The organism is Mycobacterium celatum (assembly GCF_002101595.1).
Lineage (GTDB): Bacteria > Actinomycetota > Actinomycetes > Mycobacteriales > Mycobacteriaceae > Mycobacterium > Mycobacterium celatum.
On record NZ_LQOM01000011.1, the window covers coordinates 1 to 12,614 of the forward strand.

The window sequence follows — 12,614 nt, forward strand, 5'->3', positions numbered from 1 at the left end:
ATGAGCTATCAGGCGTGGCAGGCGCAGTGGAATCAGGCGATGGCCGATCTGGTGCGCGCCTATCACGCGATGGCCGGCACCCATGAGACCAACACCACCTCGATGCTGGCCCGCGACCAAGCCGAAGCCGTCAAATGGGGCGGCTGAGCTAGCGGGTCGCCGCGCGACAGTTAGGGCACCAGTACGATCGAGCCGACGGTCTTGCGGCCCTGCAGGTCCCGGTGTGCTTGGGCGGCCTCGGCCAGTGGGTAGCGAGCGCTGACCGTCACGCTTACGGTGCCGGCGGCGATCGCGCCGAACAATTCCTCTGAGCGCCAAGCGAATTCCTGGGCGGTGCGGGTGAAGTGCGCCAGCATCGGCCGGGTCAGATACACCGAGCCCGCGGCGTTGAGCCGCTGCGGGTCGACCGGCGGGACAGGGCCGCTGGCCGCTCCGAACAACGCCAGCGTTCCCCGTACGGCCAGGCTGGCCAGGCTGGCGTCGAAGGTGCTGGCGCCGACTCCGTCGTACACCGCGGCCACACCGGCACCGTCGGTCAATTCCCTTATCCGCCTGCCGAATTCGTCGGGGTCGTCACCGGGATAGTCCAGCACGTCGGTGGCGCCGGCTTGCCGGGACAACTCGGCCTTGGCCGACGTCGACACCGTCGTAATCACCCGGACACCCAAACTGGTTGCCCACTGCGTCAGAATCAGGCCCACGCCACCCGCCCCGGCATGCACCAGCACGGTGTCCCCGGGCTGCACTGGATAGACCGACTTGAGCAGGTAGTGCGCGGTCATGCCTTTCAGCAGCGCCGAAGCCGCCACCTCGAAATCCACCGCCGCAGGCACCTGGGTGACCAAATCAGCTGGCGCCGTGCAGAATTCGGCATATGCGCCGGACGCGGCGGCTGTAACAACCCTGTCGTCGACTGCCAGCGCCGTCACGCCGTCGCCGACTGCGGCCACAGTGCCGGCGACCTCGCTGCCGAGGATGAACGGCAATTCGCGCGGATATTGCCCTGACCGGAAATAGGTGTCGATGAAGTTGACGCCGATCGCTTCGGCCTTGATCAACACCTCACCGGCGGTGGGAGAGGGCCGCGGTTTGTCGACATAACGCAGAACTTCCGGTCCGCCTGTTTCGGCGACTTCGATCGCGTGCATAACAACTATCATCCGCAAGTGTGGAGTCCGCATGAAGTTGGCCCGGCCCGATATTCGCCATCCCCGCATCGTGCTGGCCGGATCCGGCGAGGACGCGGGCCTGATCGCAGCACTGCGCAAGCGCGGGCTGCACGCCCGGACGATGCCGTGGCATGACCCGGACACCCTGCGGGCCGACCTGGTGATCCTGCGGGAAGCTTCGGACGACCGGGGTGAGGAGTTTCTGGCCTGGACCAAGCGGGTGCCCAACCTGCTCAACGCGCCCGACGTCGTTGCCTGGAACAGCGATCGCCGATACCTGCGCGACCTGCAGCACGCAGGGGTGCCGACACAGCCGAAAGCCGAAAGCCCGACCGCATTGGTCTTTTTCGGCGGCACGCAGTCATACGCGTTCGGCCCGCAGGGGCCGATCGACGCCGACTTCGAACTGTGGGACGTGGGGCATGCGGCCCTGCGCGCCGCCGCCGATCGCCTGCGTATCGGGGCCGACGAGCTGCTCTACGCCCGCGCCGACGTCACCGATGACGGGCGGCTGACGGCACTGGATTTGGTCGCGCCGTCGCTGGGCTGGGTGCTGCTGGACGACGCGGCGCGTGAGGACGCGCAACGCCAGTTCGCGCTGTGTGTCGAGTCAGCTCTGGAGCGGCTGGGACTGGGCCCGCTCTCGCATCGACGCCCATAGCGCCGCGGTGGCCGCGGTGCACAAGGCCGCACCGGCGACATGCACCGCCACCAGCGCCGGCGGCACCCCGCTGAAGAACTGCACGGTCCCGACCAGGCCCTGAAAGCACACCAGCAGCACCAGGACGCCCAGGCGCAGCAACACCGCTCTCGGGGCTTGCACGGCCAGCAGCCCGAACCCCAGCCCGACCAATAGCGCCAGGTAGGCCACCAGCAGCGACGAGTGCATGTGCACCAGCGTGGTGATCTCGACCTTCAGCCGCGGCACGGTCCGCGTCGGGCTCGTGTCGCCGGCGTGCGGGCCGGCCGCGGTTACCAGGGTGCCGGTTACCAGCACGGCGGCCAGCGTGATCGCGCTGAGCAGAGTGAGTCCGCGCAGCGGCTTGACCACTGTGTGGCTGACCACGCCGGTGTCGGGTTCGCCAATCTTGACGAAGAGCAGCACCGCCAGCCACACCATCGTCATCGACGCCAGCAGGTGGATGGCCACCGTCCACCACAAGAGTCCCGTGAGCACGGTGATGCCGCCGATCACCGCCTGGCCCACAGTCGAGGCGGGCATCAGCCATGCGTAGATCTGGACTTCGGCGCGGCGGCGCGCCCGAGTGACCGCGAGCACCGCCAGCGCCGCGGCGATCACCACGGCAAAGGTGATCATGCGGTTGCCGAACTCGACCGCCTGGTGGACGCGGGGTACCTCGGCGACGGCCATCGGGGTGAAGCTGCCCGGGAAGCACTGCGGCCAGGTGGGACAACCCAGTCCCGACGCCGTGACCCGGACGATCGTGCCGGTGACGGCGATGCCGCCCTGGGTCAGGATGACCAGCGCCGCGATCGCCCGCTGCGCGCGCAGGCTGGGCATCGGCAGCAGGTCCACCAGCCGCAGCAGCCAGCGTGCGACGGGCATGGTCATGGTCGTCACGGACCCGATCGTAGGCGACTGCGAACTACAGGCCGTAGTAGGCCGACCGAGTGTGCGATTTCGTACGCGACGCGCCGACACGAGCGTATGGAGCCGCACAATCGGCGCCGGGTCGGATAGGCCGCCCCGGCCGTCAGGTGAAGCGGAACCAGCGCAGGGCGGCCAATGCGCCCAACGCACCCCACGCGGCCAGGACGGCGACGCCGAACCAGTCGACCGACACGCTCATCGCCTGTGACAGCGCTTCGGTGAGCGCTCCGGACGGCGTGAGCCGCGCCGCCCACTTGACCGCCGTCGGCACCAGGCTGGTCTCCACGGTCAACGCGCCCAGCCCGGCGAAGACGAACCACAGCAGGTTGGCGATCGCCAAAACGATTTCGGCGCGCAAGGTCCCGCCCAGCAACAGGCCCAGCGCGGCGAAGCCCGCCGTGCCCAATGCGATGATCACGGCGCCCAGCGCCAGTCCCGCGGCGTCGGGCCGCCAGCCTAATCCAAAACCAATGGCCCCCAATAGAATTGCCTGCAGGAACACGACGGCGACCACGGCCAGCGACTTGCCTGCGATGATGCCCCAGATCGGCAGCGCGGTGGCGCCGAGCCGTTTGAGGGCGCCGTAGCGTCGGTCGAACGCGACCGCGATGGCTTGGCCGGTGAACGCGGTGGAGATCACCGCCAGCGCCATGATCGCCGGCACAAAGGTGGCCGCGCGGTCGTCGCCGAACGATCCGAGCGGCAGTAACGTCAGCCCGACCAGCAGCGTGATCGGGATGAACATGGTCAGCAGCAGCTGCTCGCCGTTGCGCAGCAGCAGCTTCAGCTCCAGGCCGAACTGCGCGGCGAGCATCCGCCCCACGGTGTTGGGATGCGGATTGGGCGTGAAAGTGCCTGGAGGGAACAGAGATTCGCTCACGATCGCAACTCCCGACCGGTCAGATCCAAGAACACGTCTTCCAGGCTGCGTTGCTCGACGCGCATGTCGGTGGCCAGCACGTCGATTTGCGCGCACCACGCCGTCACCGTGGCCAGTACCTGCGGGTCGACGGGGCCTTCGACCAGATACTCACCGGGTAGCACCTCGCTGGCCCGGTAGTTCTCCGGCAGGGCGGCGATCAGCAGCGACAGGTCCAGCCGCGGCGGCGCGCTGAACCGCAACTGGTCCTTGGCGCCGCTGCGCATCAGCTCGGTCGGCGTTCCGGCGGCGACGGCCGCCCCGTGGTCGATGATCACCAGCCGGTCGGCCAGTTCCTCGGCCTCCTTGAGCTGGTGGGTGGTCAGCACCACGGTCACGCCGTCGCGGCGCAGCGCGTCGATCAGCTCCCACACCAGCAACCGGGCGTGCGCGTCCATGCCCGCCGTCGGCTCGTCGAGGAAGACCAGCTCAGGGCGGCCGACCAGCGCGCACGCCAAGGCCAGACGCTGCTGCTGGCCGCCGGAAAGCCGCCGGTAGGTGGTGCGGGCGGCCTCGGTCAGGCCCAGCGTGCTCAGCAGCCACTGCGGATCTAGCGGGTCGGCGGCGTAGGAGGCCACCAGCTCGAGCATCTCCCCGGCGCGCGCGGCGGGGTAGCCGCCGCCGCCCTGCAGCATCACCCCGATGCGTTCGCGCAGCCGGGCATTGTCGGCGATGGGGTCCAGGCCCAGCACCTCGATGGTGCCGGCATCCGGGCGGACGAAGCCCTCGCACATCTCGACCGTCGTCGTCTTTCCGGCGCCGTTGGGGCCCAGCAGCGCGAAGACCTCGGCGGCATGTACCTCCAGGTCCAGGCCGTCCACCGCGGTCGTCGACCCGTACCGCTTGGTTACCCCGCGCAGCCGCACCGGGACGTTCGAGGCCGAGATCACGGGGATTCAGCGTAAGCGCCGGGTACCGGCGCGGGCTCCCGGGTCTCGGTGTCGCTCAGCACATCCGGTGACAGCGCGTCGTGCAGCAATTCGGCGCCCTCGCTGCGCAACTGGCGCCACGGCAGGCGGGTGTAGGTCGCCGCGATGAGCAGCAGAACGACGATCGTGCTGGCCACGGTGGCATCGACGATCTGGAACAGCGCGAAGCGGTCGCCGTTGGCGGTCGGCCCGAAGACGCCGACGACGATCGTGACGCCGATCGCCGCGATCCGGAAGCCGGCGCGGGTGGCCCAGGCGGCCAGCGGGATGATCGCCCACAACAGGTACCACGGCTGTACCACCGGAAACAGCAGCACCGTGACGCCGAGCGCCACGCCGAGCCCGCCGACTGGATGCAGGCTGCCGCGGAACACCGCCCACAGCAGCAAGCACACCATCACCGCGATGATCAGCACGCCGATGCCGCGGGTCAGCGACAACACCGCGGTGGTGTGATCACCGAGCCCCAGCAGGATGCCCACCTGCCCGGTTCCCAGCGCCAGCAGCGTCGGCGGCGACATCCAGCTGCGCACCACGTTGGCGGTGCCGAGTGTGAAGACCCAGCCGAAGCCCAGCCGGCTGGCCCAGCCGACCAGCGCCATCACTGCCAACGCCAAGGCCCCCATCAGCCCGCCGGCCAGCAGGAATCCCCGCAGGTTGCTGCCCCAGCGGCAGGCCAGCGCCATCGCGACGAACCCCAGCGCCAGCAGCGACGGCAGTTTGACCTGGGAGGACAGCGTGATCAAGACGGCGCCGGCCAGCAGCTCAACCAGCGGGACCCACTCGTGCCACTGGCGTCGATGTTCGGGAATCAGCCGCCGTGTCGAGTCGACGCCGCGCAGGGCGAATTCGGTGCCGGTGAGCATCAAGCCGAGCATCAGCGCTTCGTTGTGGATGCCGGCGACCAGATGCATGATCAGCAGCGGGTTGGCGGCGCCCAGCCACAGCGCGCTGACCTCGGCGACTCCGCAGCGCCGGGCCAGCCGCGGGGTCGCCCACACGATCAGGCCCACGCCGGCCAGCACGACCAACCGGTGACACAACACCGCGGCGACGAGGTTTTCCCCGGTCAGCGCGGAAATCCCGCGCCCGACCCATAAGAACAGCGGCCCGTAGGGAGCCGGGGTCTCGCGCCACAGACTCGGCACCGACAGCGTGAACACATGATCGAGCCCGAGGCCGGGCGCCGGTCCGACTCGGTACGGGTCCAAACCCTGACGGCAGATCTGGCTTTGCGCCAGGTAGGAGTAGACGTCCTTGCTGTACATCGGGGGCGCAGCCAGCAGCGGCAACACCCACAGCAGCAGGGTGCGGTCCAGGTCGCCGCGCGACATGCGCCGGTGGCCCAGCGCGAAGCGTCCCAGCATCAGCCAGGCCAGCGCCATCATCACCGCGCCGGTGGTGGTCATCGTCAGCGATACCGTCTGGATCCGCGACGGCAGGTTGAGTAGCCGGACCCCGAATGAGGGATCCTGGACCACCGGCCGCGCCCCGGCCCCCAGCGCGCCGATCGCCATCAACACCGTGCCGGCGCCGCCGAACAGCCGCGTCCGGCGGACCGCGACCAGCTCGCTAGCGTCGAGCGGCGGCCCCACGGTCTGTTCGTCGCCATGCCAGCGGGCAATCGACGAACTCAGGGTGTGGTGGCGAGCAGCCATCAGTGCAGCGTAACCGCCGGGCAGGCATGGCCAGCTGGACCGGTCGCCGGAATTGCGTCACACTGGTGTTGTGAAAATCCCGTCGGATGCGGCACTGGCCGCAGCTTCGACGCACGACGGCCACACCCGAAGCGCCGTCGTGCGCTTGTTGCTGGAATCCGGGACGATCACAGCAGGGCAGATCGGTGACCGGCTCGGTCTGTCCGCGGCCGGGGTGCGACGCCATCTGGAAGCTCTGATCGACGCCGGTGAGGCGGAGTCGGTTCCCGCCGCGGCATGGCAGCAGGTGGGACGCGGACGCCCGGCGAAGCGGTACCGGATGACCGCGGCCGGCCGCGCGAAGCTGGACCACAGCTATGACGACCTGGCGTCGGCGGCGATGCGTCAGCTCCGAGAGATCGGCGGCGAGGACGCCGTGCGCAAGTTCGCCCGGCAGCGCATCGACGCGATCTTGTCCGATGTCGAGGCGCCCACGTCTGACGCGGACACCGACCTGGAAGCTGCCGCCGAGCGGGTCGCCGACGCGCTCACCAAAGCCGGGTACGTCGCGACCACCACCCGGGTCGAGGGCCCGATTCACGGCGTGCAGATCTGCCAGCACCATTGCCCGGTGTCGCATGTGGCCGAGGAGTTTCCGGAGCTGTGCGAAACCGAGCAGCAGGCCATGGCCGAGGTGCTCGGCACCCACGTGCAACGGCTGGCGACGATCGTCAACGGCGACTGCGCGTGCACCACGCACGTCCCGCTGAACCCCGAGAAGCTACCAACCCTTCGGCGCACAGCCCGCGTCGAAGCCACCACGAGCAAGCAAGGAGCGTCGTAGATGATGACCATCCCCGAGGTTCGCCAGGCGGGCGAACCGCTATCCCAGGAAGAGGCCATCGCGTCGCTGGGCCGGTACGGCTACGGCTGGGCCGACTCCGACGTTGCCGGCGCGAGCGCGCAGCGTGGCCTGTCCGAGGCTGTGGTGCGCGACATTTCGGCCAAGAAGAACGAGCCGGAATGGATGCTGGAGAACCGGCTGAAGGCGCTGCGCATCTTCGAGCGCAAGCCGATGCCGAAGTGGGGCTCCAACCTCGAGGGCATCGACTTCGACAACATCAAGTACTTCGTGCGGTCGACCGAGAAGCAAGCGGCTACTTGGGATGATCTGCCGGAAGACATCCGGAACACCTACGACAAGCTGGGTATCCCCGAAGCCGAGAAGCAGCGGCTGGTGTCCGGTGTGGCTGCCCAGTATGAGTCAGAAGTTGTTTACCACCAGATCCGCGAAGACCTTGAGGCCCAAGGGGTTATCTTCCTCGACACCGACACGGGCTTGCGGGAACACCCCGACATCTTCAAGCAGTACTTCGGCACGGTGATCCCCGCCGGGGACAACAAGTTTTCTGCGCTGAACACGGCAGTGTGGAGTGGCGGCAGCTTTATCTACGTGCCGCCCGGCGTGCACGTCGACATTCCGCTGCAGGCCTACTTCCGGATCAACACCGAGAACATGGGCCAGTTCGAGCGGACACTGATCATCGTCGACGAGGGTGCCTATGTGCATTACGTCGAGGGCTGCACCGCGCCGATCTACAAGTCGGACTCGCTGCACTCGGCGGTGCTGGAGATCATCGTAAAGCCCGGTGGCCGTTGCCGTTACACCACAATCCAGAACTGGTCGAACAACGTCTACAACCTGGTCACCAAGCGGGCCCGCGCCGAAGCCGGCGCCACGATGGAATGGGTCGACGGCAACATCGGCTCCAAGGTCACCATGAAGTACCCGGCAGTCTGGATGACCGGCGAGCACGCCAAGGGCGAGGTGCTCTCGGTGGCATTCGCCGGCGAGGGCCAGCACCAGGACGCTGGTGCCAAGATGCTGCACCTGGCGCCCAACACGTCGAGCAACATCGTGTCCAAGTCGGTGGCTCGCGGCGGAGGCCGCACCTCTTACCGAGGCCTGGTGCAGGTGAACAAGGGTGCGCACGGATCGCGCTCCAGCGTGAAATGCGATGCGCTGCTTGTGGACACAATCAGCCGCAGCGACACCTACCCCTACGTCGACATCCGCGAGGACGACGTCACGATGGGCCACGAGGCCACCGTGTCCAAGGTCAGCGAGAACCAGCTGTTCTACCTGATGAGCCGTGGGCTGACCGAGGACGAGGCGATGGCGATGATCGTGCGCGGCTTCGTCGAGCCGATCGCCAAGGAGCTGCCGATGGAGTACGCCCTGGAGCTCAACCGGCTGATCGAGCTGCAGATGGAAGGCGCGGTCGGCTAGTGGCGAATCTGACCGAAGCGGTTGAGGGTTCGTCGCTCGCCGCTGCCAACAAGGGCGAGGTCTTCACCTCGTGCGACGTCGACGCCTTCGAGGTTCCGCACGGCCGCGACGAGATCTGGCGGTTCACTCCGCTGCGGCGGTTGCGTGGTCTGCACGACGGGTCGGCGCCGGCCACCGGCACCGCCACGATCACCGTCGCCGAGCGCCCAGGCATCACCGTGGAGACCGTGCGCCGCGGCGACAAGAGGCTCGGTGACGGCGGTGTACCGGCCGATCGCATTGCTGCCCAGGCGTTCTCGTCGTTCAATTCGGCGGCAGTGGTCACCGTCAGCACCCCCGAGCCCGTGGAGATCACGATCGAGGGTCCGGGTGAGGGCGCAACCGCATACGGCCACTTGCAGATCCGGGTCGAGGAGCTCGGCGAGGCCGTCGTCGTCATCGATCACCGTGGCAGCGGAACCTACGCCGACAATGTAGAATTCGTCGTCGATGACGCAGCCCGCCTCACCGTGGTATGGATCGCGGACTGGGCCGACGATGCCGTGCACGTCAGCATGCATCACGCCCGGCTGGGCAAGGATGCGGTGCTTCGGCACGTCGCGGTGAACCTCGGCGGCGAGCTTGTGCGGCTGACCGGCAGGGTGCGGTTCGACGCCCCCGGCGGGGACGCCGAACTGCTCGGCCTGTACTTCGCCGACGACGGCCAGCACCTCGAATCACGGCTGCTGATCGACCATGCCCAGCCGGACTGCAAATCCAACGTGCTGTACAAGGGTGCGCTGCAAGGGGATCCGCAGTCGAATCGGCCCGACGCGCACACCGTGTGGGTGGGCGACGTGCTGATCCGGGCAAATGCCACCGGCACCGACACCTTCGAGGTGAACCGCAACCTGGTGCTCACCGACGGCGCGCGCGCCGACTCGGTGCCCAACCTGGAGATCGAGACCAGCGAGATCGTCGGCGCCGGACACGCCAGCGCCACTGGACGATTCGACGACGAGCAACTGTTCTACCTGCGCTCCCGCGGCATTCCCGAAGAGCAGGCCCGCCGGCTGGTGGTGCGGGGCTTCTTCGGCGAGCTCATCGCGAAGATCGCAGTGCCCGAGGTGCGTGAGCGCCTGACCAACGCCATCGAACACGAACTGGCCATCTCAGAAAGAACCACAGCGAAGACATCATGACCACTCTGGAAATCAAAGACTTACACGTCAGCGTCGAAAACCAGGCCGACGGTGTCCAGATCCCGATCCTCAACGGCGTCAACCTGACCGTGCGCTCCGGTGAGACGCATGCGGTGATGGGCCCCAACGGATCCGGCAAATCCACACTCTCTTACGCGATCGCCGGGCACCCGAAGTACACGGTGACCTCCGGATCCATCACGCTCGACGGCGAGAACGTGCTGGACATGAGCGTCGACGAACGCGCGCGCGCCGGGCTGTTTCTCGCGATGCAGTACCCGGTCGAGGTGCCGGGCGTGTCGATGTCGAACTTCCTGCGCAGCGCGGCCACTGCCGTGCGCGGCGAGGCGCCCAAGCTGCGGCACTGGGTCAAAGAGGTCAAGGCCGCGATGGAGGCCCTCGACATCGACCAGGCGTTCGCCGAACGCAGTGTCAACGAAGGCTTTTCGGGTGGTGAGAAGAAGCGCCACGAGATCCTGCAGCTGGGCTTGCTGAAACCCAAGATCGCGATCCTCGACGAGACCGACTCCGGCCTGGACGTCGACGCGCTGCGGGTGGTCAGCGAGGGCGTCAACCGCTACGCCGAATCCGAGCACGGCGGCATCCTGCTGATCACGCACTACACCCGGATCCTGCGTTACATCCATCCGCAATTCGTGCACGTGTTCGTCGGCGGCAAGATCATCGAATCGGGTGGCCCGGAGCTGGCCGACGAACTCGAAGAAAACGGATACGTGCGCTTTACCCAGACAACGGCGGCCACGGGGGCCTGACCATGGCCTCGCTCGATGTTGCTGCGATCCGCGCCGACTTCCCGATCCTCAAGCGCGTGATGCGGGGTGGAAAACAGCTGGCCTACCTGGATTCCGGTGCGACGTCACAGCGCCCGGTGCAGGTGCTCGACGCCGAACGGGAATTTCTGATTACCTCCAACGGCGCGGTGCACCGTGGTGCGCATCAGCTGATGGAGGAGGCCACCGACGCCTACGAGCAGGGTCGCGCCGATATCGCAGCGTTTGTCGGTGCCGAGGCCGATGAGCTGGTGTTCACCAAGAACGCCACCGAGGCGCTGAACCTGGTTTCTTACACACTGGGCGACAACCGCTTCGGGCACGCGGTAGGCCAGGGCGACGTCATCGTCACCACCGAGCTCGAACACCACGCCAACCTGGTGCCCTGGCAGGAACTCGCCCGGCGCAGCGGCGCCACCTTGCGCTGGTACGGCGTGACCGACGACGGGCGCATCGACCTGGACTCCCTGCAGCTCGACGAGCGCGTCAAAGTCGTTGCGTTCAGCCACCATTCGAACGTGACCGGTGCGCGGGCACCGGTCGCCGAACTGGTCGCGCGGGCTAAAGCGGTTGGCGCGTTGACCGTGCTGGACGCCTGCCAGTCGGTGCCGCACGAGCCGGTCGACTTCCACGCCCTCGACGTCGACTTCGCCGCGTTCTCGGGACATAAGATGCTGGGGCCCAACGGAATCGGTGTCCTGTATGGCCGCGGCGAGTTGCTCGCCTCGATGCCGCCGTTCCTCACCGGCGGGTCGATGATCGAGAACGTGGCGATGGAAGCCTCCACGTACGCGCCTCCGCCACAGCGCTTTGAAGCGGGCACTCCGATGACCTCGCAGGTAGTCGGATTGGCCGCGGCCGCACGCTACCTCGGCAACGTCGGCATGGACGCCGTCGACGCGCACGAGCGCCGCTTGGTCAAAGCCGCGATCGACGGTCTCTCCGGGATCGACGGCGTGCGGATCATCGGACCGGCGTCGATGGAAAACCGTGGCTCGCCGGTGTCGTTCGTCGTCGACGGCGTGCACGCGCACGACGTCGGCCAGGTGCTCGACGACGACGCCGTCGCGGTGCGGGTCGGACATCACTGCGCGCTGCCGCTGCACCGCCGGTTCGGGCTGGCCGCCACCGCGCGTGCGTCGTTCGCGGTGTACAACACGCCCGAGGAGGTCGACCGGTTAGTGGCGGGCGTGCGACGAGCGCTGGACTTCTTTGTCGGCGATCGCAAGCGCGGCGAAGCCGGGCGCAGGGGGGCGCCGCCATGGGTCGGGGGAGCCTGACCATGCGTCTCGAGCAGATGTATCAGGATGTGATCCTCGACCACTACAAGCATCCGCAGCACCGGGGGCTGCGAGAGCCGTTCGCCGCCCAGGTGCACCACGTCAACCCGGTCTGCGGCGACGAGGTGACGCTGCGGGTGGCGCTGTCCGACGACGGCGAGCACGTCGCCGACGTGTCCTACGACGGGCAGGGCTGCTCGATCAGCCAGGCCGCCACCTCGGTCCTCACCGAGCAGGTGATCGGCCAAAGCGTCGGCCAGGCGATCAAGACCGTCGCCGCGTTCACCGAGATGGTGTCCTCGCGAGGCACCGTGGAGGGTGACGAGGAGGTGCTGGGCGACGGCGTCGCGTTCGCCGGCGTCGCGAAGTATCCGGCCCGGGTGAAATGCGCGCTGCTCGGCTGGATGGCTTTCAAAGACGCACTGGCGCGGGCCAGCGCAAAGGAGGTAACGGATGAGCGAGACCGCTGCACCGGATAACGAACTGCTCGCCGACATCGAGGAGGCGATGCACGACGTCGTCGACCCCGAACTGGGCATCAACGTCGTCGACCTGGGACTGGTCTACGGGCTGAACCTGGAAGAGGGCGAGGAAGGCACCGTCGCGCTGATCGACATGACGTTGACGTCGCCGGCCTGCCCGCTGACCGACGTCATCGAAGACCAGTCGCGGACCGCGCTGATCGGCGCCGGCCTGGTCGACGAGCTGCGGATCAACTGGGTGTGGAACCCGCCGTGGGGTCCGGACAAGATCACCGACGACGGCCGCGACCAGCTGCGCGCGCTCGGCTTCACGGTCTGAACCGC

General features: G+C 67.8%; 13 protein-coding genes and 1 pseudogene. 9 read left to right on the forward strand and 5 right to left on the reverse strand.

The window, feature by feature from the left end:
- A pseudogene (locus tag AWB95_RS01410) lies at positions 1-147 on the forward strand (WXG100 family type VII secretion target); the annotation flags it as partial.
- Between the two features lie 23 nt (positions 148-170).
- Here AWB95_RS01410 and AWB95_RS01415 read toward each other — a convergent pair.
- Positions 171-1,148: a quinone oxidoreductase family protein gene (locus tag AWB95_RS01415; RefSeq protein ID WP_062538324.1), complete on the reverse strand. Its 978-nt coding sequence runs from the start codon at positions 1,146-1,148 to the stop codon at positions 171-173.
- Positions 1,149-1,179: 31 nt separating this feature from the next.
- Between AWB95_RS01415 and AWB95_RS01420 the strand changes: the two genes are divergently transcribed.
- The gene (locus tag AWB95_RS01420; RefSeq protein WP_062538323.1) at positions 1,180-1,830 is read left to right on the forward strand and encodes an ATP-grasp domain-containing protein; all 651 of its coding nucleotides are present in this window, start codon (positions 1,180-1,182) and stop codon (positions 1,828-1,830) included.
- Here AWB95_RS01420 and AWB95_RS01425 read toward each other — a convergent pair.
- The 4 genes from AWB95_RS01425 to mptB all read right to left on the reverse strand — a co-directional run bounded on the left by AWB95_RS01425 (position 1,780) and on the right by mptB (position 6,287).
- On the reverse strand, positions 1,780-2,691 hold the full coding sequence (locus AWB95_RS01425; protein ID WP_232315453.1) for a COX15/CtaA family protein: 912 nt from the start codon (positions 2,689-2,691) through the stop codon (positions 1,780-1,782). The genes AWB95_RS01420 and AWB95_RS01425 overlap by 51 nt on opposite strands.
- 193 nt (positions 2,692-2,884) lie before the next feature.
- Positions 2,885-3,661, reverse strand: coding sequence for an ABC transporter permease (locus tag AWB95_RS01430; RefSeq protein WP_062538322.1), 777 nt, complete (start codon positions 3,659-3,661; stop codon positions 2,885-2,887).
- Positions 3,658-4,590, reverse strand: coding sequence for an ABC transporter ATP-binding protein (locus AWB95_RS01435; RefSeq protein ID WP_232315451.1), 933 nt, complete (start codon positions 4,588-4,590; stop codon positions 3,658-3,660). Before AWB95_RS01435 ends, AWB95_RS01430 begins: the two co-directional genes overlap by 4 nt.
- The gene (gene mptB, locus AWB95_RS01440) at positions 4,587-6,287 is read right to left on the reverse strand and encodes a polyprenol phosphomannose-dependent alpha 1,6 mannosyltransferase MptB (protein ID WP_062538321.1); all 1,701 of its coding nucleotides are present in this window, start codon (positions 6,285-6,287) and stop codon (positions 4,587-4,589) included. Before mptB ends, AWB95_RS01435 begins: the two co-directional genes overlap by 4 nt.
- A gap of 34 nt (positions 6,288-6,321) precedes the next feature.
- Between mptB and AWB95_RS01445 the strand changes: the two genes are divergently transcribed.
- From AWB95_RS01445 to AWB95_RS01475, 7 genes are read left to right on the forward strand one after another with little or no spacing between them, the layout of a single operon-like run.
- A complete protein-coding gene (locus tag AWB95_RS01445) occupies positions 6,322-7,110 on the forward strand; it encodes a helix-turn-helix transcriptional regulator (protein ID WP_062538320.1) in 789 nt (262 codons plus the stop codon).
- Positions 7,111-8,556 (forward strand): Fe-S cluster assembly protein SufB, encoded by a 1,446-nt coding sequence (gene sufB, locus AWB95_RS01450; protein WP_062538319.1) that lies wholly within the window; start codon positions 7,111-7,113, stop codon positions 8,554-8,556.
- A complete protein-coding gene (sufD, locus tag AWB95_RS01455; protein WP_062538318.1) occupies positions 8,556-9,737 on the forward strand; it encodes a Fe-S cluster assembly protein SufD in 1,182 nt (393 codons plus the stop codon). The genes sufB and sufD overlap by 1 nt, the downstream gene beginning before the upstream one ends.
- Positions 9,734-10,510: a Fe-S cluster assembly ATPase SufC gene (gene sufC / locus AWB95_RS01460; protein ID WP_062538317.1), complete on the forward strand. Its 777-nt coding sequence runs from the start codon at positions 9,734-9,736 to the stop codon at positions 10,508-10,510. Before sufD ends, sufC begins: the two co-directional genes overlap by 4 nt.
- A 2-nt stretch (positions 10,511-10,512) precedes the next feature.
- Positions 10,513-11,808 (forward strand): cysteine desulfurase, encoded by a 1,296-nt coding sequence (locus tag AWB95_RS01465; protein ID WP_062538316.1) that lies wholly within the window; start codon positions 10,513-10,515, stop codon positions 11,806-11,808.
- Complete coding sequence (gene sufU / locus AWB95_RS01470; protein ID WP_099539613.1) at positions 11,805-12,287, forward strand: Fe-S cluster assembly sulfur transfer protein SufU; 483 nt, start codon at positions 11,805-11,807, stop codon at positions 12,285-12,287. Before AWB95_RS01465 ends, sufU begins: the two co-directional genes overlap by 4 nt.
- Positions 12,262-12,609: a metal-sulfur cluster assembly factor gene (locus AWB95_RS01475; RefSeq protein ID WP_062538314.1), complete on the forward strand. Its 348-nt coding sequence runs from the start codon at positions 12,262-12,264 to the stop codon at positions 12,607-12,609. The genes sufU and AWB95_RS01475 overlap by 26 nt, the downstream gene beginning before the upstream one ends.
- Positions 12,610-12,614 lie beyond the last annotated feature (5 nt).

Coding starts and splice junctions, on each gene's coding strand:
- AWB95_RS01465 (WP_062538316.1), top strand. CDS start 10,513: ATGGCCTCGCTCGATGTTGCTGCGATCCGCGCCGACTTCCCGATCCTC.
- sufB (WP_062538319.1), top strand. CDS start 7,111: ATGATGACCATCCCCGAGGTTCGCCAGGCGGGCGAACCGCTATCCCAG.
- mptB (WP_062538321.1), bottom strand. CDS start 6,287: ATGGCTGCTCGCCACCACACCCTGAGTTCGTCGATTGCCCGCTGGCAT.
- AWB95_RS01415 (WP_062538324.1), bottom strand. CDS start 1,148: ATGCACGCGATCGAAGTCGCCGAAACAGGCGGACCGGAAGTTCTGCGT.
- AWB95_RS01475 (WP_062538314.1), top strand. CDS start 12,262: ATGAGCGAGACCGCTGCACCGGATAACGAACTGCTCGCCGACATCGAG.
- sufC (WP_062538317.1), top strand. CDS start 9,734: ATGACCACTCTGGAAATCAAAGACTTACACGTCAGCGTCGAAAACCAG.
- AWB95_RS01420 (WP_062538323.1), top strand. CDS start 1,180: ATGAAGTTGGCCCGGCCCGATATTCGCCATCCCCGCATCGTGCTGGCC.
- AWB95_RS01425 (WP_232315453.1), bottom strand. CDS start 2,691: ATGCCCAGCCTGCGCGCGCAGCGGGCGATCGCGGCGCTGGTCATCCTG.